We start from the raw sequence: 22,498 nt of genomic DNA on the forward strand, positions 1-22,498 counted from the left end.
TTGCAAAAGTCATCGACATCGCAATACAACTCAACTAAATTCTTCATGCCTGTTCCTTGTTTAAATCAGATGTTTTTGGTCGAAAGATCTGATCTTGGAACAGGCATTTAGTTCCATTGCTTAAACAGGATTGAGGTTAACTATCGAGTCAATTAGATCCCAACTGGCCGATTTTTATCATCGGTATATTAGGCATGGCGGTGATGATTGGGCTTGAAACTATAGATGGTAGCTTGTGTTCAAAAGGTGACAAAGCTAGTCAATAAAGACCAAATAAGTCATGTAACCTGATAGTTTTATTTAATAGGAGTCAGTTTTGGTTTTAGAAAAAAATGATACTCCTAATTTTTGTCCTTTGTGTGGTGAAAATAATTTTTGCGGAAATCTATCAGCAAATAATCAGGGTGAAGACTGTTGGTGTGTTGATAGTGCTATAAGCTTTCCAGATAGTTTATTAAGCCAAGTCTCTGATGCAGATAAAAATAAAGCATGTATATGTAAAACATGTGCCTTGAGGCATAAATTACATGGCGAAGAGTTGGCAATTAATGTCGGTTCTGAGGTAAAAAAATAACAAGTTAGTTAAACGTATTAAAAAGGACTCATAATGAGTAAGTTGACATGTATCGCAAAAATCAAAGCACAAGAACAGCACAAAAAAATTGTTTTATCTGAATTAACAAAACTGATTCAACCAACGCTAAAAGAGCAGGGGTGTATTAACTATGACTTGCACATTGATAATGCTGATGACTCAATTTTTATGTTTCACGAAACATGGGAATCAGAAGATGATCTTAATGCGCACTCACAGTCTTCTCATGTTAAAGAGTGCTTTGCAGTGATTGGTACAATGTTAGATTCAGCTGATGTATCAAGGCTTACGAAAGTTAAACTTTAAACAGTAATAAGCGTTAGATTAACCTAACGCTTATTTTTTATAGTGACTTCAAAGGGGGAGGCAGGTAGCCCCTCTTGGTTGTACAAATTTGCATTGGCGGGATTATCAGCCCATGCATATCTAACCGTTACGGGTGAAATTACCTTGTTATTCCACACCTTGATTTGTTGACCAATAATTTTTGCCTGGGCCCAGACATATTTGCCGCCTTTACCGGCAATCGCAAACTCTTGAAGGTCGCCACCTTTAGCCACTAAACCACCACCAATATGTCTGAAACTAAGCAATAATGCGCCGTCTTCTTGTTGGACAGTGTTAATTTCTGGCCCTGAATAAACTAGGCTAATGTTGTTATAAGTAATACTTTGCGCGGCTAGGGCTAAGCGATGGCCAGGTGCATATTTGTTTAGGGGATGAATATCATTCCATTCACCCGAGTCAATTATCACCGCCATGGCGGTATTGGGCTCGTTTAGGCTTAAACGTTGTTGTTCACGTAATTCGGCCCAGTTGCTTTGTTTAGGTCGCTCACTGGCGGGCATAAAATTGGCGAGTTGAACGTACAGAAACGGCAAGTCTTGGACATTCATATTTTCACGCCAGTCTTTTATCATGTTGGTAAATAACGCCTGATAATTTGAAGGGCTACCGGTGTTTGACTCACCTTGATACCAAATAATGCCTTTAACTTTATAATCGATAGCTGGGGCGATCATGGCGTTAAACAAACCTGTAGGTTTATAATGAATAAAAGTGTGATTAGGCAATTCGTCGGCTAATACGCTGACTTTAAATTGCCAAGTACCGGTGAGGTCGATGTGTGCGTTTGGCTCCCCTAACCAATAAGGTTTCTCTGTCACAAAACCACCTTTACCTCGATTATTTATTACCCTAACAGCAATAACATTTTCACCTTCTACTAACACATCTTTAGGCACAGTATATCGGCGAGGTGGGTATTGGTAGGTGGTGTTACCGACTTCGACGCCGTTAACATAAATGGTATCGGCATCCACTATGGCGCCCATCATCAGCTTAGCACTTTTTCCAACCATGGATTTAGGCACGTCTATCGTTTTTCGAAACCACACAATCCCATTCATCGGCGCCACATTTTGATCTTCTCAAAAACCCGGTAGGCTAAATGGTTTCCAGTTTTGGTCGTTAAACTCTGGTTTGAACCATGCATCAGACAAACCCGCATCGCGAGCATTTATGTCGGCATACCAGTTATCGCTGCGTGTATTGTCGGCGTTTTGAATGGCTTGGATGTGTGAATCGTTTTGGAACAGTTTGGCTTCAGCAAAAGGTTTAGGGAAGGGCGTTAATGCATCTTCACTCATCCAAGCTTCGACTGGTGAACCGCCGACACTGGCATTAATAATACCTACTGGTATGTGATAGGTTTGAAACAACTCACGGGCAAAGAAAAAACCAGTGGCAGAAAATTTCATCACTGACTCGGGGTTAACCACTTGCCATTGCACTTCTGGATAATCTGCTTCGGGAGATTTGAAACTGCATACAGTAAGTACGGTAAAATAGCGAATGTCCGGGTAGTTTGCTTCGGCAATATCCTTTGGGTAACGTTCTTTAACGGGCTCCATCGGCAACACCATGTTGGATTGTCCAGAGGCTAACCAGACTTCACCAAATGCCACGTTAGTAACCGTAATCGTATTGTTGGCGGTTATTTTAATCGTGTGTTGAGTGCCTGCCGGTTGTGGTTTTAGTACTATAGACCAACGCTTAGCACCACTTTGCACTGTACCTACTAATTTACCATCGAGGTGCACAGTGACTTTTTCGTTAGGGTCGGCCCAGCCCCAAAAGGTAATTTCTGCGTCTCGCTGCAACACCATGTTGTCTGAAATTAAACGAGGTAACTTAACGTCAGCGCTACAACATGCGCTATAAATTAAGCCAACAATTAAAAGACTCTTAAAGAGTTTTACAAACATACGTTATCCCTGACCTGGTGCATAAGGGGCTTGTAAACTGCGGAAGTACTCCAAGTTTTGTTTTGGTGGTTCAAATGTTGCGGGGAAAGGTTTTTTCGATATAGATTGGAAATACAACATACATGCATCTCTCCACCACTTGGCTTCTTTTAATTGAATAGCAAGCGACATAGCAACTTGATTAAACTGATTAGGCTCTATGTTATCTTTTAGGGTTAACCAGGTGGCCTGCATCGTAGCTACGCCAGCTACCCCTTTATCGTAATGATGGGCTAAAGCTTGCCACAACGTGTCACCGTTAGGCATGGGGTAATCCCAATCTAAGTGATGGAACCAAAGCAATAACTCTTTAGGTGTGGTGCTAGGGTTGGAAAAACGTTTTTGCCAATAGGGAGCATACTGAGACACGCCATTGGTGCCAGACGAAGTGCGGTCTAGGCCAATGCCATTTTTGTCTGCCCGGTGATAATAAGTAGGGTTCCAATCATCTCGACCTAGATTATCGACCCAAGGTCCCGGTCCATAATGATGGCCTGTATCCATTAAGTGGTGTAGGCCTAGCGGTGTCATGTAATCCACCACATATTCTCTTGAATTCATCATCATGGCTAAAATATGCGTGGTGGCGTTGTCATCTGTGGTTAAGGTCATTGCTATCCACTCTTTGGCAATGTCCTCGGCTGTTAATTCATGATCCCAGGCAAGACGGCCAAACACATACCAATTCGATTGGCCAAAGATATGGCCTGTCCAGTTGCGATCGACACCAATGTTTGCCACTCCAGCCATGACAGTTAAAGGGATATTATGCAAACTTCCATCAATCACTTTAGCGACCGTAGAGCCTTTACCCAGAACATGAGTATCTGCGTTAAGAGTTTCTTTAAACATGGTGCCTAAATAGGCTAAGTGGGTGCTAAACCCAAGGTATTCTTGGGTCATTTGAAACTCCATTGCCAAAGATGTTTTAGGCGTAGCACCAAACAGTGGACTAAAGGGTTCGCGGGGTTGAAAATCGATAGGCCCGTTTTTAACTTGGATGCTCACATTTTCGGCAAACTCACCGTCTAAAGGCACAAATTCGTCATAGGCTTGTAAACTGCGTTCAGTGTCTGAATTATGGCTATAAACAAAGGCTCGCCATAACACCACGCCACCATGTGGCTGCAAGGTTTTGGCTAGCATATTAGCGCCTTCGGCATGGGTACGGCCATAGTCGCCTGGACCTGGTTGTCCTTCAGAGTTGGCTTTAACTAAGTAGCCCCCAAAATCAGGAATGAGACGATAAATTTGGTTGGTTTTTTTGTTGCCTCCATTGTTGTACTTCTTTGTTTAAAGGATCTGAGGTGCTTAAACCATCGAGTTGTTGTGGCGAGCTAAACTTCAAACTCAGGTAAACTTTGATCCCGTAAGGTCTAAATATATCAGCAAGGGCTTTGACTTTTTCTAGGTATTTTGGGGTTAAAATTAACGAGTCTGAATTAACATTAATCGGCACAATGCCATTGATGCCAATAGATGCGTTTGCCCGTGCATAGTCATAATAACGTTGTTCTTTATAATCTGGCAGTTTATGCCAATCAAAAATAGATTGGCCTGCATAACCCCTCTCGGTATGACGGTTCAAGTCATCCCAATGATTTAACATGCGTAGTTTGACTTTAGGGGTTTGCACTATAGAAAGAGAGTCGATAGCCTGCAATTTTTGCATTAAACGAATAAAGTGAAAGGTGCCATACAACAAACCAATATCTGTATTCGCGCTGATAAATATCGCGCCATCATGGTTATTGATCACATAGCCTTCATCACCTACCTTTTTAAGAGAAGGCAATAACCAATGTTCAGTATCTTGTAACTGACTTTTTGAGGCTATCACTAGTTTGGCTTTAGATGATTTGAATGTAGGTTGGATATTCAATAAACCCGTTGCTGCGAGTTGTAATTCTTGTTGAATAATATCCGCTGTTTTTGACTTACTTCTAAGATCTATATGTTGCAGATAACCTTTGTACTGTTGGCTTTTTTGACTGTTATTTAAGCCATCGTATTTCATCCATAAGCGATAACCATCCTCGCCATTAAAAGCCGATTTGGCAGACGCGACGCCTGCAAGGACTAAAAAATTTAACATCAAGATTACAACAAAAACAGATCTCATCACTTAAGTGACCTCATACAAAGTTTAAAATACATTATTCAATTAGCAGTTTTGCAATAAGTTAACATATTCATAGACTTGCAAACCTTGCTTCACGATGTTTCGTTATTGCTAAACTACAAAACGTAAAATGAACAGTTAGGCAATGTAATTATACTGATATGAGCTTCTCCTTAACCTCAGAAAAGTAGGTATGACAATGGAAAAAAGAACCTTAGGCAAAAGTAATTTAAGCGCCTCCGTTATCGGATTGGGGTGTTGGCAATTAGGCGGAGATTTTGGTCCATCAGGGGTCGAAAACACTCAAGAAATATTACAAGCAGCTGACAGTAATGGTATTACCTTTTGGGACACCGCCGATGTATATGGTGCGGGTAAAAGTGAACAAGCTATAGGTGATTGGACTCAACAACACTTGAAACCTAGAGTTTTGGCATCAAAGGTAGGGCGTGACGGCTCTCTTTATCCAGACGGTTATAGCGCCGTCAACGTTATGAGAAGTATTGAAGCGTCGTTAACTCGATTGCAAGTCGACAGCTTAGATTTAGTCCAATTGCACTGCGTGCCGCCTAAAGAATTACAACAAGATAATATTTGGAATATTCTAGAAGATTGTCGTTCGCAAGGACTTATCAAACACTATGGTGCAAGTGTTGAAACCATTGAAGAAGGTTTGCTGTGTATAGACAAACCTGGGCTGACGTCTGTACAGATTATTTTTAATATCTTTCGCCAAGATGCTATTCAACAATTACTGCCAAAAGCAAAGTCTACAGATGTAGGCATTATTGTCAGACTGCCACTAGCAAGCGGATTATTGAGTGGTAAATTTGGACTACAAGCTAACTTTAGTGAAAACGACCACAGAAACTTCAACAAAGATGGCAAGTTTTTCAATGTAGGCGAAACCTTTTCGGGCTTACCTTATGAAAAAGGCGTGCAGTTGGCAGAAACGTTAAAATCATTGGTGCCAAATGACATTGCGTTGTCTCAATTAGCACTTAGGTGGATCATAGATCACCCAGAAGTCACCACTGTCATTGCTGGTTCAAGCTCTGCTCAACAAGTGCAACAAAATGCCAGTGTGGCTAGTTTACCGCCTTTGAGTAAAGACTTGCATCAAGCTTTGTTTACATTTTATATGCAGGATGTTAAACAGCATATTAGAGGCAGTATTTAATTCGATGTCTAAACTCAAAAGGTGGTTGCATGGCAACCACCTTTTACATCCCTAAAGGGAGCATTGAGTCCTATTTGTTCGGTGTTCTTGCATAAACAAGGTGCGACCTTTACTCTTGAAACTTCAAAATTTATGACGTGAAAAGAATCTTTTATGTTTAGTCCTATCCGTTTAATTACTCTGCTTGGATTTATTTTTTGTTTAACGCCTAAATTTGCACAAGCCACAGACACCTCTGCCTCAGTGCCTGCTCATTTAAAAACGATCAAAGCTCACTCAATTCAAAAAGTGTCGACTTCACGTAAAACCTTATTGTCGAAAAAATCAGGCGCAGTCAATTACCGTTTTGCACTTAATTTACGCCAAGCGTCTATCGATATTGGTGTCGATAAGGTTGTGCAAAATAAGTCTGGAACACGCTCATTTTCGTCGTCATTTAAGACAGATAATAAAGATTGGAAACTCATTTATACCCAAGGTCAAAGTAGTGGTTTTGGTGAGTTATTTGGTAACGGGCAACATTTGTTGATAGAACAGCGTGGTGAAAAAGTGTTTGCTGTGGATTTAGGATTATCTGGCTTAACGCCGGGTCTTTATGAAAATGATGTGGTGGGAGAGCTAACCGCTTCTAAAGCATTTGGAAAAAGCCTGAATCAAGAGGCTATAAAAGATGAACTAGTTGTAGTCGACCTCATGCTTTTGTTTACTCAGAACATAGTCGATACCTTCCCCGGAGACATGACCCAAACGTTAATGGAATATGTCGTTTTCAAAGCCAACCAGACGTTTTTTGATAGCGGTATCAATATGCGTTTACGCCTTGTACATAGTCAGTTTGTTGATTATCCCAACCCGTCAAGCATAGTTGCGCTCAATCAGTTGCGTGATGCATTAGATGACAGTTCAAGTACCAGTACCGAGCCATCGTTGGCAAATGTGGCTAGTCTGAGAGATACCTTTGGAGCTGATGTGGTGTCTATGATCCGTACCCATGATCTAAATGAACGGGAAGTGTGCGGCATTGCTATGTTCCCCAATCCTGACGTCGACTATTTGGTTAACGTAAGCAATGTAGGTATTAGCGGTGGTTCAAATTGTCTTGATACCTTTACCCACGAAATTGGGCATAACTTTGGGGCAGGGCATCAGCGGGTAAATGGTAATTCCCAAGGTGCAGAGTCTGCGGCCGGTGCGTTGGTTGTGCGAGGCAAGTTTAATACTATGATGAGTTCAATTGGCACCGGTGATATCAATCGTGACTATGGGTTAGCGATTTTTTCTAATCCAGACATTATTTGTGCATCGGTGTCTTGTGGTGATGTGTTTGTGGCGAATAATGCTGCAACGATGAACAACTTTACACCTACAAATGCGGCACTTCGAGTAGCAATAAGTGAAACAGAAGTACCCTCGCTTTTGCCAAGTGTCACTGACCTCGACGGTGACACTGTATTTGATGACATTGATGTATTTCCATTTGATCCAACTGAGTTTTTAGACTCAGATTTGGACGGAGTCGGCGACAATCAAGATGCTTTTCCAGAGGATTTTAACGAACAATTAGACAGTGATATGGATGGCATTGGCAATAATGCTGATGAGGATGATGATAATGACGGTACCGACGACTTTGCCGATGCTTTGCCTCTCGACCCAACAGAAACAGTGGATGTCGATGCTGATGGAGTAGGGGCGAATTCAGATCAGCTAGACAACGATTTTCAAGAAACCAAAGATAATGACCAAGATAGCTTAGGTGACCGAGCAGATCTTGACGATGACAATGACGGTGTGCCTGATTACTTTCAACCGACTCTTTTAGTTAACACCGAAGCTTGGGTGGTGAGTGCCGGTAGCGACAATATTTTGCGATATAACAGTCAAACTGGCACCTTTATAGCGAGTTTATTAGACGTGCCGGCAGGTGGCTTTTCATTTCGTTCGGATGCGATTTTATCGAATGCTCAGCAACTACATTTTATTGCCTTTAGCGACGTACTGGCTTTTGACCGACAAACTAATTCAATTAGAACGGTAATTGATCGTAGCGAACTGAGTACCAATTTCCCTGCACATTTGGCCTTTCAAGATGAGACTAAGTTACTGGTTAACAATGGTTTAGGCACCAGTAATGTTCAAACCTTTAGTTTATCTGCAACGGGTAATTTGTTTGGTGATTCCACCAATGATTCAAATGTTTGGCGAGATTTTGTAATACTAAACGATAACAGGCTTATCATCGCCGAAAGAAATACCAATAGGTTATTGGCGCTTAGCGTGGATAATTTAACGGCTGCACCACAAGTCTTCAGTAGCCAAGGTATTAATAAACCAGAGCACTTAGCCGTTGACAGCGACGGCAATATCTATGTGACCAATGCGGGCAGCAAAGACCTGAGTCAGTTTGATAGCAGCGGTAACTTTGTGCGCAAGATTATTAGTGCGGGTAGTGGCGGGCTAGGTCAACCCAGCTGTTTAAGCATAGGGCCTGATGGCAATATTTATATCTGTAGCGGTGATACTGATCAAGTGCTCAAATATGATGGCGCATCGGGTGTCTTCTTAAGTGTCTTTATAGAAACAGGCGCTGGTGGCCTAAATCAACCTGTAAGCTTAGTGTTTGCTGGGTTACCACAAGATGAATTTAGATTAGATGGAGAGCATGATTCAGATGGTGACTTAGTCAATAATATTGATGACGCCTTTCCATTGGATGCAACAGAAAGTGTTGATACTGATAATGATGGCACCGGCAATAATGCAGATACCGACGACGATAATGACAATTTACCTGATACCTATGAAACGGCTAACAATTTAAATCCACTTGATGCTAGCGACGCCCAACAAGATGCGGATAATGATGGCAGCAGTAACCTTATAGAGTTCCAAGCTGGCACCGATCCTAACGATCTGAATTCCAAACCAATAGTTGCTGAAGTGCCACAAAACAGTAACGGTGGTGGCAGTATTGGGTTGTTATGGTTGTTGTTTGTTTTAAGCCTAATATTAATGCGACACAGAATAATTAGGAAGAATGGGTATAAACACTAGGTCATTCTAGCCTTTGTTTAAACTCTTCCTTATAGCGTCTTGATAAGGCCACTACGCTGCCATTTTTTAAACTAATCTCGCCATCACCACTTGGCTGGTAACTAATGTGATCTATGGCTGCAAAATTAACCGCATAAGAACGGTGAGTACGGCAGAAACCTTTTTCAGCCAGTCGTTTAGTTAAGTCGGCTAACGTAGAGCGCAACGGGTAGATGCGACCATCGCTGTGTAAATTAACGTAGTTGCCTGCTGATTCCATCCATTCGATGTTCTGTACTTTGACTAAAAATTCTCGGTCGAGTTTTTTGACTAGTAGATGGTCAGGTACTTGAGTTGTTGCTTGTTGTTCTGGTTCGGCGTCTATCAGATTGGCTTCGCCTTTGAGGCGACTGTATACGAATTGATAGAGTTGATAAGAAAGTAAGAAAAACGCATATCCCCACACATCTTTACGGTATTCGTAAATGAATTCACGCAAGATTGGCCCAAAGTCGTAATTACTATCGGCAGTCCAGTAGGCGATTTCTCTTAACGAGACCATGATGCCCACATGTAATATCGAAAACAGCAGTGACGCAACTAAGTGTTTGCCGAGTTGGCTTTTAACCTGAGTGAGCTTTAACGGAGTGCGTTGCCAAAACATGGCCAGAAAAGGTAGTAATATCAATACGCTTATGGCTCTGGAATACTCCCACACAAAGGGCTCTATAATATGAAAGTTTGCGACGCCATCTCGGGTTTCTTCCATCCAAACAGAGGTTGCGTTTATTGTGCTGTTAATTAAAAAATAGGCGATCAGCAATAAATAAATGTAGCGAGCTTTATGCTGCTCAAAACGTTCAAACCATGTCATTTGTTTTTATCCCTGTTATCCACCGCTTGTCCTCATTTTGTCACTATTGGTCGTTTGACCCTATCAAACCTGTTAACTCATCTTCATCATCTAATCGATTATTTAACCTCAGAGGGAAATATGACTCAAGTAATAGATCAAAGACGTTATGACATCGATTGGTTGCGAACCTTGGCATTTATTGTGTTAATCCTATATCACGTGGGTATGTATTACGTGGCAGATTGGGGCTGGCATATTAAAAGTACTGAGCAAAGTGTGTGGTTGCAGAATGTGATGTTGTTAACTAATCCTTGGCGCATGTCTTTGTTATTTTTTATTTCTGCAATGGCCATGTCTTTAGTGATGAGCCGTGACAAATTTAGTGCTTTTAGTTTAGTCAAAATACGCTCGAAACGGTTATTGGTCCCCTTAGTTTTTGCCATGATTGTTGTGGTGCCTCCTCAGTTGTTTTATGAGTTAAAGCAATTTTATGGTTTTACGGATGGGTATGTTGTTTTCATGCAACAATATTTGGATATCAATACACAATTGGCTCCACAGAAACAAAGCCCTATTGGTCTGTTAACTTGGAATCATCTATGGTTTTTGCCGTACTTGTGGTGCTACAGCATTTTACTGCTATTGATTTATCCACTATTTGCAAGGGTATGCAAATACAAAATAACCAGCAAAACTCCTGCTTGGTTGGCTTTAGTTATTTTGTTGTTAGGGACTGCTGTTATTCGTTTACTTTTAAGTAAAGACTTCCCGGTAACCCATGCATTGGTAGACGATTGGTTCAATCACGCCCACTACTTTTGGGTGTTTGTAGCGGGGTTTATGCTGCCACGTGTACCACACTTGTGGCAGCGACTAGTGGACTGTCGCAGAGTTTTGTTGATACTGGCGTTGATAGGTTACGTATGGCTGTTAATGGACAGGCAAGGCTGGCTGAATGTAGGGCAAGAATTGGACGAGTTATGGCTTATTCAGTTTACCCACAATATCTTAATAAGCATTAATCATTGGGCTTGGATATTGGCAGTTATTGGCTACGCTGGGCGTTATCTACAGTTTTCGAATGGATTTATACGTTACGCTAATCAGGCTATTTTACCTTGGTATATTTTGCATCAAACTTTGATTGTTATCTTTGCGGTGTATTTATCAAGGTGGCATTTGCCTATTGGAATTGAAGCTTTACTATTAGTATTTGGTACGTTTTTAGGCTGTTGGCTGGGTTATGAGATAGTGTGCAAAAGCCGATTGTTGAAACCTTTTTTCGGCGTGAAATGACACAAAAAAATGCAATAGTGGAATTGGTATGAAAGCCTAGGCACAATGAGTGAGTACTAAGTTAATCTCACTTTTAGGAATGGTTTATGACTCGGTTTTCATTTATTCGTCACCTCATACCGCTAGTATTATTGTTATGTACTGATATCCAAGCAGCGACAACTGTTATTAAAGCCGGCTACGTTTTAGATGTGCAGTCAGGAAAGTGGCAGTAGAACCGACTGATTTTCATCGATGATGAACGTATCAGCAGTATTCAATCGGCAAGTGCAGCCATACCTGATGGTGCAACTGTGATTGACTTGAGTAAGCAATACATCCTGCCAGGTTTTATGGATATGCATACTCATCTTATGGGGTATTTGGATAAAAACTTCTTTGCTGGTTTGTTTCAATCACCACACCGCGCGGTGATTGGTGGTGTAGTCAACGCTGAAAAAACCTTGATGGCAGGTTTTACTGTTGTCAGAGATGTAGGGTCGCCTGACTATATGGATGTGGCATTACGTAATTCTATTAACGCTGGCGAAGTGCCAGGGCCAAGGATAGCCGCATCAGGGCCTGCTTTAGGTATAACCGGTGGGCATTGTGACAATAACTCTCTTAATCATTCGTTTAAATCTAAAGCCGACGGTGTGGCTGATGGCCCTTGGGCTGTGCGTGAAATGGTGCGCAAGAACGTTAAGTATGGTGTTGATTTAATTAAGTTTTGTGCCACAGGTGGGGTGTTTTCTAAAGGCACAAAAGTGGGTATGCGCCAATACACGCTCGAAGAAATGCAGGCCATAGTTGATGAAGCACACACCCATGGAAAAATCGTTGCTGCCCATGCGCATGGCACCGAAGGCATTAAATTTGCCATTCAGGCAGGGGTGGATTCAATCGAACACGCTAGCTTCTTAGATAAAGAAACCATTAAGTTAGCTAAAAAAATGGGTACCAGTTTTTCTATGGATATCTACAACACCGAATATACGCTGTCCAAAGGTGCTGAAAACGGTGTGCCAGAAGAAAACATAAACAAAGAGCGAGAAGTGGGCACACGCCAGCGTGAAAGTTTTAGCATGGCAGTCAAAGCAGGTGCAAAAATGGTGTTTGGCTCTGACGCAGCTGTTTATCCCCATGGAGATAACGGCAAGCAGTTTTCGCGTATGGTTAAATTTGGTATGACGCCTTTACAAGCCATTCAAGCTGCCACTATTAATTCAGCTGATTTGCTCAATTGGCAAAAAGATGTGGGCAGTATCAACAAAGGTAAATATGCGGATATTGTGGCAGTTAGCACTAACCCTCTTAAGGATATTACTGTACTTGAAACCGTTGAATTTGTGATGAAGGGGGGCTTGGTTTATAAGCAGTGAATGTATAAAAATGAGCAGCTGCGAAGGAGTATATCTTTAGTCAAAGAAGAACAAGGTAACCCTGTGGTTAGTCACTCAAGTTGATATGGGTGTTATTGCTATATAAACGCTTTAAAATAAAATCTAACATCTGTTTTTGTTCGATTAAGTGGTTTTCACCAAAGTTATTGGTTGAACGTTCTGCTTCAATATTGATGTATCGAATACCCAATTTTTGCGCGTAAACCGATAAAGACCCATCGTCTTCAGATGGGTCAGTCACTACTTGAGGATGTTGTAATACCGCATTCCAGCCATTTTGCTTTAAGGCATTAAAATCTTGAAATTCGGTGACAAAAAATAAATTGTCTTCATCCCTGTGTTGTTTGCTCACAGCAATGATAGACGAGTCGCCATTGGCTAGTTTTTGTTGGTACTGCGTAATAGAGACATTACCAATGCCTTGTTTATTGTCTCCCAAATATCCTTGAGTATTGTTGTGTATAGCGACCCATTGTCGTGATGGGTCCGTGCCACCTAAGTGGCTGATAATGAGTTCAGACAACGCAGCTGAAAGGCGCATCGCTCTGTGAAACACATACGTATTCGTGCGTAATTTAGGGTTGTGTTTGATGATGTTATTGCGCCTGCCTTGCTTCGTAAAAATACGATTGGGGTCAAGTTTGACTTCAAAAGGGTCAATGTCGAAGCGTAACAAACGTTTGCCGTCTTGGCGCAATATGACAAACACCCCACCACGTTCAATGATTTGTTGGGTGACATAATCATTCACCACGTTTTCGTTTTCGTGTGGAGCAAAAAATGCCCAATTGGGATTACCAGCAGCTTGACCAACCACTTTAAGTTTTATGTTGGGCTGCGAAGGAAAGATAATCACTTGGCTTAGAAGGAGAAAAAGAAAGTTCACGTTTAGATTATTGACTAATTTTAAATACGAATAAGAGCGCTAAATTAACAAATTTGATGATCTGATACAAAGAAAACCTATTGCTGATTATCGAACCTTGCACAATTTTTTAGTTTATTTCTTAATGAGCATAATCGTTTTTCAAAAACTGCTTAGATTCTGCCAAAGACGGCATCTCCATTTAGACATTTGATTGACCTAGGGTTATTTGGTTAGACATGTCTATTCTGCGCAAAGAAATTACTCTGAAAGATATTGTTTGTTTACGCTTTTTAGTCTGTAACCCCATAGATTGGAACTACTGCTATGTTACGGATTATTACGTTTTTTACGCTTATCTTTTTTACAACTCTGACTTTTGCCCAAGTAGCGCCAGAAACAGACGAGTTACCTTTGATGTCACAATGGCAGCTATACAATGAGGAAGGGCTGTTAGTTAAGTCGTCGAATTTTCTGGGCAACCCACTGGTGATCCATTTTTGGGCGACTTGGTGTCCATATTGTAAAAAGCTGCAACCCGGCTTAGATCGGCTTTATCAAAAGTATCAAGCTGATGGCTTGCAAATGATTGCCGTAAGCATCAGAGAAGACGAAGGAGCCACTCCACAAAAAGAGTTAGAGGGCAGAGGCATGAGTTTTAAAACCCTGGTCAATGGTACTGATATGGCTAGAAACTTATTTAATGTGAACGGCACGCCCACTACGGTATTTATAGATAAAACTGGGCACATTGTTGGCAGCACACGTACATCAGACCCCAGTGATCCGCGTTTAGAAAAAATCGTAGACTATATAGTTGAAAATTAAGAACGAAGCTTAGGTCTTTTTTTTCCTAGTTTGTATTTGATTTTTTGCAAGCCTGTGGATAAAAACTGCCAAGCCTCATCACCTTTTAATTGGGTAAAATGTACCCCGCCTAAATAGCCAAGGTAAGCAGCGGCTATCCAGATAAAGCCGTTATTCACATCGACATATTTAGGTAATGTTTGAAACCAAATAAAAGCCGCAACGATATTCATGATGGAATTGACAAACAGGTCAACCAGGAACTGAATGCTGAAGGTGAATTGCCAATGGGTTACATCAATTATTTTGCCGAAAAATGCCAGTATTTCGACAACTTCAATAATCATATAGGTAAATAGAGCCATGGTGCCGTAGAAGCCGCCTCCGAAGAATAACAGCTTGTTATACAGTAAATCACCGCCTTTTCGTTTGTGAAAAAACGGTTCATTTTCTTGATGCTCTTGTTCTATTTTTGTTTCTTCGAACTGCTTATTTTGCTTAGCGAGTTTTTTGGCTTGTTTGATTTCATCACGTTTCTTTTTGAATTGAGCTTGCAGATCTTTAACGTCTGAAAATCTGGGCAACCGCCCACTGACGATCGACCATTGCACAGTCAAAAACGTAAAGCAGGCAATAGGTAACGCACCGAAGACTATAGCTCTTATCGTTTCTATAATGATCAAAATAACTCCCCAGTTTTATGCCAAGTTTTAAAGCTTGAAAATAGAATAAACCATCTTCTAGATTTATTCATCGAGAAGTCGAAGAGGGTGTTTGCCATTTACCATACCCATAAAAGGAGGATAAATTGAATAACCAACCAAAGAGCGTAACTCTGGAGACAACGCACGTACAATATCTTTGTCTAACTCTAACAAGTAGTTTTCTTGTTGGCGCATAAAAGCTTCGCAATATTGATGAGTAACAGCAAGTCTTGGGGCGTTTGATTGATTTGCGCCTCCTGAATGCCAAGTTGTACCAAGGAAAAATATCACCGAGCCAGCAGGCATGATTGCTTTGATGGTTTTTTCGGTAGTTGGCACTTGCTGACCGTCCCATTCATGGCTCTTAGGAACAACAACGGTAGCACCATTTTCTTCGGTAAAAGCATCGATAGCCCAAATACTCGCAGCGCCTAAGGCAGGTCTTGGTCGAGGGATTTGATAAAACGAATCATCAAAATGAAATGCTTGTTGGCTTTCTCCGGGTAAGATATTAATCACCTGACTTTGGCTCAGTAGATAATTTGGTCTAAACAATAAATCCATTAATCCAAGTATTCTAGGGTGGTCTGCTAACCTATCTATACACCTTGTCTTGCCCAAAACATTGTATATTCTTTGGGTTTTTTCACCCTCAAAATTATTTCTACCCGTGTGGCTCATTAAAGGCATACATTCGTCTTTGATTTGAGCGCATTGACTAGGGGTAATGAGGTTTTCAATTATCACATAACCATCAGACATTAACCTATTAAAGTCTTGGGTGATTAACGCCGATGTGCGCTCTGGTGATGGCTGCAACTGTTTGAATGTTTTTGCAAGATCTTTACCCGTATAGTTCTTAATTGCCCCTTCTATTTTCAAAATGAGAGTCTCCTACTGTAAGGTAAAAAATGGTCTTAGCTGTTATCTGAGCCTAACATTATTCTTTAACACCATATAAGATCTCTAAAGATTTCTTATATTCAGTCAAAGGTAGCATACCCATTTGGGATCTTAGTTGATCTACGCTGTCTTCATTTTCAATTTTGAAAAACACTAATTTGCCGCCTATTACATTTGCTTGTGTACCAAAAACTTGATTTTTACCTTGAGCGATGGACACCTTATCAGTAAAAATCGCCACTGCTTCACCACTTAGACCTTGCTTATCCATATAAGATTGAATAATAAAGGGCAGCATATTTTGCTGAAAGCTTAAATTATTTGAATGATTAACTAACCTAAAAGCGGCTTTTACACCTGCCTCTGTGACTTGTTCTTTGCTCGGCCAACCTTGCAGCTGGACAATTTGATTCAGAGTTTGAGTGTGTAATTGGGTGATTTTAGTTGCCATGTTTTTTAATACTTCAGTGGCGTTACTTTTTTGTCTTGTTTGTATTTGTTGGCTTTGCTGGGCCATATTCAGTAGCTGCTGTTGCAACTCAGGTTTGGTTTGTGCCGAAACAGGAAAAGTAAAAACAAGTGTGCACAGTAGTGCTAACAGTAAAAGCATATAACGCATTATTAAGAGATCTCTTGGTGAAATACTGAAGCAGGGCTGTTGTGGTGTCTGGCCCACAGCGACGAAACTGCCTAGGGTCGTCAAAACCGCAAGGTCTTGCTACTTCTTCAATTTTTAAGTGTGATGATTATATACCCATATCACCTCAAAATGCGCGTTTCAGAACGACTCGGGCGTTTCAATTCGAGGCGCGTCAATGACTGAATGTAGACGTTAGATTAATGATATGCGTTGCGGGTAAACAAGCTCTTCATCACGACAAGCTGAGTACACTGGTTTATAACGTATTCCATTGTTGCCGTAATCCAATCACATGCACCATAGCAATAATTAAACAAATCACAGAACTCCAAACCCAAAACTCAGGACTTCGTCCTAGGGGGCTAGAAACAAAATAAAACCCTGCAAGACCGCGTATAAGATATATAGCTGTGATAACAATCAAAGCCAAGCGCATAAGGGGTAAACGCCCTATTATTCCAGCAGCAGAAAATGCGTAAAGCGACCACAGAGATAACACAACAACAATAACTGAGGTAATGATAGTAGGCTTGATCATTCCTTGTTCAGCCATACTGGCCATTTGTTCGCCAGCGCCAAAAAAGCGATACCAGGGTGCACCGAAGACAATGCAACCAATATGCATTAAAGCCGCCATCCCGCTTAAACAACCCGCAACAACTAGGTAATAATTCACCACATGCTCCATTTTTACCTTATTAAGCATTTGATCAGGTTACTATTAAATGATCCCGCAATACACCATAATCAATTAATGCAATGTCAAAGGTAGCGCGTTTTGAAGCACCATATTATTAGAGTGACCCAATCTATCAAGCGCCAAAACTCTGTGATAAAACACAAGGCGCTCATTCCTCTCAAACAGAGTTTGTTAGCGGTTAAGCACAGTCTGGCTCAGGAAAGCCGTGAGACAAAGGTTATGCTAGTGACCTATAAACGATTCATCAAAGGCCAAGCCAGTAAGCTAGAAATGCAAGAAGCCCATAGACAATTTGTAGATGTCATTCGTGGTCTAGGGTTAGGTGTACTCGCAGTGCTGCCATTTTCACCCATCACTTTACCTTTTATTGTCAAATTAGGGGAAAAGATAGGAGTAAATGTATTACCCAGTGCATTTATGAAAGATTTGCAGGAAGAAGACATTATTGAAATCCAATAGGAAATTGAAGTGTTAGTTGAGACAGATCGTGAGCTCTCCTCTACTGACAACAAAGCATAACTACTTTTATCTAGTAAGGTGTTAACCAATTACGTTGGTTTATTTGTTTCATTTTATGGCAACAGGTGTGACGTTGCTGACCTATTGATATCGATTTTTAATCGTCATTAATAAATCACCCCATCTTAAGAAGGCAAATAAATCGACCATGCCAATTTCATCGCTGGTGGCTCCGCCACTGCTTTTCCGCCTTTAAAGTTTCAGCAAAAAATGGCTTATTCTTAGGGCAAATGACAGGGAAGTCATTTGAGTAGTGTACATAATTTGTATTGGTCACTGGCACTTCCATGATGATATGAACCCAATCTCGACTTCCTTGTCGAGATGTTCAACTGGGCGAAGCCGTGCTTCTAAAGAATCCAGTTTCACCCTAGGATAAGCCATTTTTTGCGGTTAAAAACTTTAGTAGCGGCGGCTTCTTTTTGGTTACTTTATTCTTAGCTGTAGAAGAAAAAGTAACTGGCTCGAAAGGATTCTAGACAATAACCATCACAGTCGATGGCGCGCAGCGTGCTTTTAATATTGTATGAATCGATAGGGTGAATCGATAGGGTCAGAGCGGTTGATATAAATTACAAGAAAACACATTGTAGGAATGCAAAACGGGATAAAGGGGCCGTATTCCTTTAAAGTATCTTGTGGCAGAGTCTGAGCGCTAACTAGGCACCCATCGTAAAGAGAAACATAGTTCATGCTCATGCTGGGCGTACATAAGTTACTACAACGAAAAATAAAGCGTTATATTCAAGGAGTTTAAATTGAGCAATTGGAGTCTCGCAAAAACATTTCAATATCAAGGGCGGGAAGTTAAGTACGGTATTAAAGGTGAGGGAGAGCCTCTAATTTTGGTACATGGTACACCTTGGTCGTCTTTCAACTTGAGGCATTTGATTCATGACTTGGCCTGTCATTATAAGGTTTACTACTTTGATCTGCTTGGGTATGGAGAATCAGATAAAAGTGAAGCGGATGTTTCTCTTGGAATACAGAATAAGTTACTAGACGCTTTAATTGAACACTGGGAATTGGACTCGCCTTTTATTGTCGGTCATGATTTCGGTGGCACGACAGTGTTGAGAAATCATATCTTAGATAAGCGTAGCTATAAAAAGATTGTTGTCATTGACCCTGTTGCATTGTCTCCCTGGGGATCGCCATTCTTTAAGCATATCGAAAAACATGAAAGTGCTTTTTCTGGCGTGCCCGATTACATTCATTCTGCAATAGTTGAAGCTTATGTAAAAACAGCAGCACACCAAAAACTTGATCAAGAAACAATCGATGGAATTTTAGCACCATGGAGCGGAGAGCAGGGGAAATCAGCATTTTATAGACAAATTGCCCAAGCCGACTCAATTTTTACTGATCAATTTCAAGAAAAATTTAACGAGGTAAATGCGCCAGTTCTCATATTATGGGGTGAAGAAGACCAATGGATACCGTGCAAGCAGGCTTATTTACTTCAAAGTAAAATAGAAGGTTCCAAACTTGTGATTGAAGAGGCCCCAACAGTGTTATCTACCGAGATCAGAGCGTTCTTCGAGAGCTGAATATAATCGGGTAGCCGGAGATCCTGTTGATCCACATCGTCTTCTAACTATTTTCGCTTTTGAGGCTCAATTAGTATTTTTGGCTATCTGAAAATGCTTTCAAATATTTGAGCGAAAAACGGACAAAAAAAATTGTGAGGTAGTTTGGGAAAATCGATAGGGTCAGAGCGGTTGATATAAATTATAAGAAAACACATTTTAGGAATGCAAAACAATCGGCTTTGCCGATAACCGCTTTGGTGGCTCCGCCACTGCTCTTACGCATTTAAAGTTTCAGCACAAAAAGGCTTATTTTAGGGGCAAATGGCAAGGATGCAATTTGAGTGGAAGTTGGAGGGATACATTTATAACGACGCTAAAATAAGCCTTTTTGTGCGGTTAAAAACTTTAGTAGCGAGCGGCGTTTTCTGGATACTCTTTTTCGCTGTTGTAAAAGAGTATCTGGCTCGAAGGGATTCGAGACAAAAACCTTCACGGATGAAGGCGCGTAGCGAGATTTTTATATTTTTCGCAGCATTAAAGCATGCGCTGACGCTTACCAGCATCCATGCTGTTTTTCGATTGGCATCCTTGCCAAACGACCCACTTTTTTTCTACAGCCAAAAAAAGTAGGCAAAAAAGGCCGCTCGCCAGACTATGTTCTTCATCCAATTATTTTTGATATTTAGCAGGTCGTCACAATGTGCTCCCGGCACTCTGCGACTCAATTTGCATCCCTGCAAATTGACCTACGAAATATCAAAAATAATTGGCGAACATAAATGCGAGGGGAAAATCAAAAGAATCGGCTTTGCCGACAAAAGGGGTTAGCTGAGCTTTATAAAAAGAGTCACTTGTATGGAAGGATTCAACTTAAAGAGATAATTTTCAGGCACAGCATCAAGCTGTGCCTGAATAACAGTTACTGACTAGCACCCTCCGCTTTCGCTTCAGTGCTTTTTTTCTTAGCAGGATCATATTTAGCAAACCAACCCATAATATTATCGGTTTTGCTGATCAAGCGGCTAGGACGAGAAGCAATATAATGCGGTGCACTGGGCACACGTATTAACGCCGTATCGACTTCTAACATTTTTAAGGCTGTGTAATATTGCTCTGCTTCCCATGCTGGGGTGCGGAAATCTTCTTCGCCTACCATCAGCAGAGTGGGGGTTTTCACTTTATCCACATAACGAATGGGCGAGCGTTTAAGAAATGCTTCTGGGTCTGCCCAAGGGTCGGCACGTACCCAGTGCCTACGCACATATTGACCAATATCAGCTGCTAATGCCATTGTCATCCAGTTGATGACCGGTTTTATAGAAGCGGCTGCAGCGAAACGTTGGGTTTTAGTGGTGATCCAAGCCGTTAAAATGCCGCCACCTGAACCGCCGGTAACAAATAAACGCTCTGGGTCTGCGTATTTTTTGGCCACCACTTCGTCTACCACCGTCATTAAGTCATCGTAATCATACCCTGGGTAGGCTAAATCAATGGCCAGTGCAAACTCTTCACCATAACCAGTAGAGCCTCTTGGGTTAACCCACACTGTGACATAACCTTCGGCTGCATAACGTTGAATTTCACTGGCGAAAAAGGGCCCGTACATAGCATATGGCCCACCGTGTATTTCTAAGATCATGGGGTAGCTGCCATCGGCTTTAAAATCAGGTGGAAATGCGACCCATGCTTCTATTTCTTGACCGTCGTGTGACGATTTGACTTTGATTTCTTGAATAGGCGACATCTCAAGGTAGGGCAATACATCATCATTTAATGCGGTTAAGATTTGTTTGTTTTTGCCATTTAGACTAACTAAACCCACTTCAGCTGGGCGATCGCTGAATCCTGCGGTAAAAGCAATAACCGGCTTTTTACCTTTGCTCACTGAAAAGCTGCCATCGGCGTAGGGTCGGCCAATGGAAGTGCCACCAATATTGGTGACAACCTTAGTCTCTTTGCCCTTTAAGCTAATATTGAACAGGCTGAGGACGCCATGATCTTCAGATAACACCAATAGGCTTTTACCATTAGGTGCCCAAACAGTTTGACCTATGCTGCCGGCAAATTTCTCTGCTAATGGCCTAACATTTGAACCGTCAGCATCAATTAAATATAGGTCGTCTTGCTGGTACGACAGTGTTTTATCATCGTAGCCACGAAAAGCGATGGTTTCGCCGTTTGGCGAAACAACAGGGGAATGGTCTGGCCCATCCCGTGTGGTGAGTGGAGCAATGTTCAAATCGGCCAAATTTAGGGTATAGATCTCACTTTCGATAGGATCGAGATCTCTGTCTTTCGCCAAATTTCCCGTGAGTAGTAGTGTGTTATTACCCAACCACTGAGGAGATGCAAGGCCAGCGTCTTCAAAGGTGACTTGCCTAGGTGTACCACCGTTCACTGGAATGGTAAATATTTGACTGGCACCGTCTTGTAAATAACCAGCCCCATCAAAGCGAAATGTCATGTCGTCTATGACATTAAAAGGTTTATTCCAGTTAGCCCCTTTGGGTTGTTTAACAGGTTTAGCAAAAGAGGGTTTATCGGCCTCGACAAACATACTAAAGGCTAGTTGTTTGCCATTAGGTGACCACACTACGCCCGATGCACCTTTATGTAATTGAGCCAGTGAAAAACTCATACCTGAATCGATAAAGACTCTGCGTAATTCCGGCTTACCGTCATGGGAGCTATTAAATACTAGGCTTTTTCCATCAGGCGACCAGCGCGGCGAAGACGCATTTCTATCTGCGATTAATGGCCTGTTTGTGCCAGATTTAATATCTAATATCCATAATTTTCCGGCGTCTTGATCGGTCATCTGATCCATGCTTTGACGCACATAAACAATGGTTTTGCCGTCAGGAGACACTTGAGGATCGTTGGCGTATTCCATATCGAATACACGTTCAGCAGTAAATCGCTTTGATGGTGACTTATTGTCTGGATTGGCTAATATTGGGGCGGTTATGAAACTGAAAGATATCATTAACCAAAGGGTAGATAGTGAGCGCATAACATTTCCTTAAAATTTTATTTTGGAACTTTTATTTTGAAACTA

General features: G+C 41.4%; 21 protein-coding genes. 10 read left to right on the forward strand and 11 right to left on the reverse strand.

Translation table 11 applies throughout. The annotated features are described in order from the left end of the window. Positions 1 to 316: 316 nt before the first annotated feature. Entirely contained in the window at positions 317 to 574 is a 258-nt protein-coding gene (locus QZ488_RS13470) for a cysteine-rich CWC family protein (protein WP_293749555.1), read from the forward strand. A gap of 33 nt (positions 575 to 607) precedes the next feature. Continuing rightward, a complete protein-coding gene (locus QZ488_RS13475; RefSeq protein ID WP_293749557.1) occupies positions 608 to 901 on the forward strand; it encodes a putative quinol monooxygenase in 294 nt (97 codons plus the stop codon). Between the two features lie 23 nt (positions 902 to 924). Here the strand turns inward: QZ488_RS13475 and QZ488_RS13480 are convergent, their stop codons facing one another. Genes QZ488_RS13480 through QZ488_RS13495 form a run of 4 tightly spaced genes read right to left on the reverse strand, consistent with a single transcriptional unit; the run spans position 925 to position 5,023 of the window. Continuing rightward, positions 925 to 2,013 (reverse strand): sialate O-acetylesterase, encoded by a 1,089-nt coding sequence (locus QZ488_RS13480; protein WP_293749559.1) that lies wholly within the window; start codon positions 2,011 to 2,013, stop codon positions 925 to 927. Positions 2,014 to 2,025: 12 nt separating this feature from the next. Further along, the gene (locus QZ488_RS13485) at positions 2,026 to 2,862 is read right to left on the reverse strand and encodes a sialate O-acetylesterase (protein WP_293749562.1); all 837 of its coding nucleotides are present in this window, start codon (positions 2,860 to 2,862) and stop codon (positions 2,026 to 2,028) included. 3 nt (positions 2,863 to 2,865) lie between these two features. Then, a complete protein-coding gene (locus tag QZ488_RS13490; RefSeq protein ID WP_366509036.1) occupies positions 2,866 to 4,152 on the reverse strand; it encodes a hypothetical protein in 1,287 nt (428 codons plus the stop codon). Continuing rightward, on the reverse strand, positions 4,133 to 5,023 hold the full coding sequence (locus QZ488_RS13495; RefSeq protein WP_293749565.1) for an alpha-glucuronidase family glycosyl hydrolase: 891 nt from the start codon (positions 5,021 to 5,023) through the stop codon (positions 4,133 to 4,135). The genes QZ488_RS13490 and QZ488_RS13495 overlap by 20 nt, the downstream gene beginning before the upstream one ends. A gap of 199 nt (positions 5,024 to 5,222) precedes the next feature. Here QZ488_RS13495 and QZ488_RS13500 point away from each other — a divergent pair, with 199 nt between their 5' ends. Beyond that, positions 5,223 to 6,203, forward strand: coding sequence for an aldo/keto reductase (locus tag QZ488_RS13500; RefSeq protein ID WP_293749569.1), 981 nt, complete (start codon positions 5,223 to 5,225; stop codon positions 6,201 to 6,203). A 153-nt stretch (positions 6,204 to 6,356) separates the two neighbouring features. Continuing rightward, a complete protein-coding gene (locus QZ488_RS13505; protein ID WP_293749574.1) occupies positions 6,357 to 9,257 on the forward strand; it encodes a M12 family metallo-peptidase in 2,901 nt (966 codons plus the stop codon). Between the two features lies 1 nt (position 9,258). Here QZ488_RS13505 and QZ488_RS13510 read toward each other — a convergent pair whose 3' ends face one another. Beyond that, on the reverse strand, positions 9,259 to 10,110 hold the full coding sequence (locus tag QZ488_RS13510) for a LytTR family DNA-binding domain-containing protein (RefSeq protein WP_293749576.1): 852 nt from the start codon (positions 10,108 to 10,110) through the stop codon (positions 9,259 to 9,261). Here QZ488_RS13510 and QZ488_RS13515 point away from each other — a divergent pair. The 3 genes from QZ488_RS13515 (at position 10,081) to QZ488_RS13520 (ending at position 12,749) form a co-directional block, all read left to right on the forward strand. Continuing rightward, entirely contained in the window at positions 10,081 to 11,388 is a 1,308-nt protein-coding gene (locus tag QZ488_RS13515; protein WP_293749578.1) for an acyltransferase family protein, read from the forward strand. The genes QZ488_RS13510 and QZ488_RS13515 overlap by 30 nt on opposite strands. 86 nt (positions 11,389 to 11,474) lie before the next feature. Continuing rightward, positions 11,475 to 11,603 carry a hypothetical protein gene (locus QZ488_RS21525; protein WP_366509034.1) on the forward strand — a complete coding sequence of 43 codons (129 nt, stop codon included), beginning with the start codon at positions 11,475 to 11,477 and terminating at the stop codon, positions 11,601 to 11,603. A 78-nt stretch (positions 11,604 to 11,681) separates the two neighbouring features. Next, on the forward strand, positions 11,682 to 12,749 hold the full coding sequence (locus QZ488_RS13520; RefSeq protein ID WP_366509035.1) for an amidohydrolase family protein: 1,068 nt from the start codon (positions 11,682 to 11,684) through the stop codon (positions 12,747 to 12,749). 67 nt (positions 12,750 to 12,816) lie between these two features. On the opposite strand, the gene QZ488_RS13525 is transcribed toward QZ488_RS13520, so the two are convergent. After that, a complete protein-coding gene (locus QZ488_RS13525; protein WP_293749580.1) occupies positions 12,817 to 13,656 on the reverse strand; it encodes a hypothetical protein in 840 nt (279 codons plus the stop codon). 306 nt (positions 13,657 to 13,962) lie between these two features. Between QZ488_RS13525 and QZ488_RS13530 the strand changes: the two genes are divergently transcribed. Beyond that, positions 13,963 to 14,463, forward strand: a complete 501-nt coding sequence (locus tag QZ488_RS13530) for a TlpA disulfide reductase family protein (protein ID WP_293749583.1) — start codon at positions 13,963 to 13,965, stop codon at positions 14,461 to 14,463. Here QZ488_RS13530 and QZ488_RS13535 read toward each other — a convergent pair. The 4 genes from QZ488_RS13535 to QZ488_RS13550 all read right to left on the reverse strand — a co-directional run bounded on the left by QZ488_RS13535 (position 14,460) and on the right by QZ488_RS13550 (position 17,365). Beyond that, the gene (locus tag QZ488_RS13535; protein WP_293749586.1) at positions 14,460 to 15,125 is read right to left on the reverse strand and encodes a hypothetical protein; all 666 of its coding nucleotides are present in this window, start codon (positions 15,123 to 15,125) and stop codon (positions 14,460 to 14,462) included. The genes QZ488_RS13530 and QZ488_RS13535 overlap by 4 nt on opposite strands. 63 nt (positions 15,126 to 15,188) lie before the next feature. After that, positions 15,189 to 16,028 (reverse strand): phytanoyl-CoA dioxygenase family protein, encoded by an 840-nt coding sequence (locus QZ488_RS13540; RefSeq protein ID WP_293749588.1) that lies wholly within the window; start codon positions 16,026 to 16,028, stop codon positions 15,189 to 15,191. Positions 16,029 to 16,086: 58 nt separating this feature from the next. Continuing rightward, on the reverse strand, positions 16,087 to 16,668 hold the full coding sequence (locus QZ488_RS13545) for a DUF6624 domain-containing protein (protein ID WP_293749590.1): 582 nt from the start codon (positions 16,666 to 16,668) through the stop codon (positions 16,087 to 16,089). 277 nt (positions 16,669 to 16,945) lie between these two features. Then, positions 16,946 to 17,365, reverse strand: coding sequence for a hypothetical protein (locus tag QZ488_RS13550; protein ID WP_293749610.1), 420 nt, complete (start codon positions 17,363 to 17,365; stop codon positions 16,946 to 16,948). Positions 17,366 to 17,467: 102 nt separating this feature from the next. Here QZ488_RS13550 and QZ488_RS13555 point away from each other — a divergent pair, with 102 nt between their 5' ends. Then, positions 17,468 to 17,848, forward strand: coding sequence for a hypothetical protein (locus QZ488_RS13555; RefSeq protein ID WP_293749592.1), 381 nt, complete (start codon positions 17,468 to 17,470; stop codon positions 17,846 to 17,848). 818 nt (positions 17,849 to 18,666) lie between these two features. Then, positions 18,667 to 19,458 carry an alpha/beta hydrolase gene (locus QZ488_RS13560; RefSeq protein ID WP_293749593.1) on the forward strand — a complete coding sequence of 264 codons (792 nt, stop codon included), beginning with the start codon at positions 18,667 to 18,669 and terminating at the stop codon, positions 19,456 to 19,458. A gap of 901 nt (positions 19,459 to 20,359) precedes the next feature. Here the strand turns inward: QZ488_RS13560 and QZ488_RS13565 are convergent. Next, positions 20,360 to 22,453 carry a S9 family peptidase gene (locus QZ488_RS13565; RefSeq protein WP_293749595.1) on the reverse strand — a complete coding sequence of 698 codons (2,094 nt, stop codon included), beginning with the start codon at positions 22,451 to 22,453 and terminating at the stop codon, positions 20,360 to 20,362. Between the last annotated feature and the right edge of the window lie 45 nt (positions 22,454 to 22,498).

The organism is uncultured Paraglaciecola sp. (assembly GCF_913020055.1).
GTDB lineage: Bacteria > Pseudomonadota > Gammaproteobacteria > Enterobacterales > Alteromonadaceae > Paraglaciecola.

Bases quoted from the DNA above. Each gene is read 5' to 3' on its own strand.
- QZ488_RS13475 (WP_293749557.1), top strand. From the start codon at position 608: ATGAGTAAGTTGACATGTATCGCAAAAATCAAAGCACAAGAACAGCAC.
- QZ488_RS13485 (WP_293749562.1), bottom strand. From the start codon at position 2,862: ATGTTTGTAAAACTCTTTAAGAGTCTTTTAATTGTTGGCTTAATTTAT.
- QZ488_RS13495 (WP_293749565.1), bottom strand. From the start codon at position 5,023: ATGAGATCTGTTTTTGTTGTAATCTTGATGTTAAATTTTTTAGTCCTT.
- QZ488_RS13500 (WP_293749569.1), top strand. From the start codon at position 5,223: ATGGAAAAAAGAACCTTAGGCAAAAGTAATTTAAGCGCCTCCGTTATC.
- QZ488_RS13505 (WP_293749574.1), top strand. From the start codon at position 6,357: ATGTTTAGTCCTATCCGTTTAATTACTCTGCTTGGATTTATTTTTTGT.
- QZ488_RS13515 (WP_293749578.1), top strand. From the start codon at position 10,081: ATGCTGCTCAAAACGTTCAAACCATGTCATTTGTTTTTATCCCTGTTA.
- QZ488_RS13510 (WP_293749576.1), bottom strand. From the start codon at position 10,110: ATGACATGGTTTGAACGTTTTGAGCAGCATAAAGCTCGCTACATTTAT.
- QZ488_RS21525 (WP_366509034.1), top strand. From the start codon at position 11,475: ATGACTCGGTTTTCATTTATTCGTCACCTCATACCGCTAGTATTATTG.
- QZ488_RS13530 (WP_293749583.1), top strand. From the start codon at position 13,963: ATGTTACGGATTATTACGTTTTTTACGCTTATCTTTTTTACAACTCTG.
- QZ488_RS13545 (WP_293749590.1), bottom strand. From the start codon at position 16,668: ATGCGTTATATGCTTTTACTGTTAGCACTACTGTGCACACTTGTTTTT.
- QZ488_RS13565 (WP_293749595.1), bottom strand. From the start codon at position 22,453: ATGCGCTCACTATCTACCCTTTGGTTAATGATATCTTTCAGTTTCATA.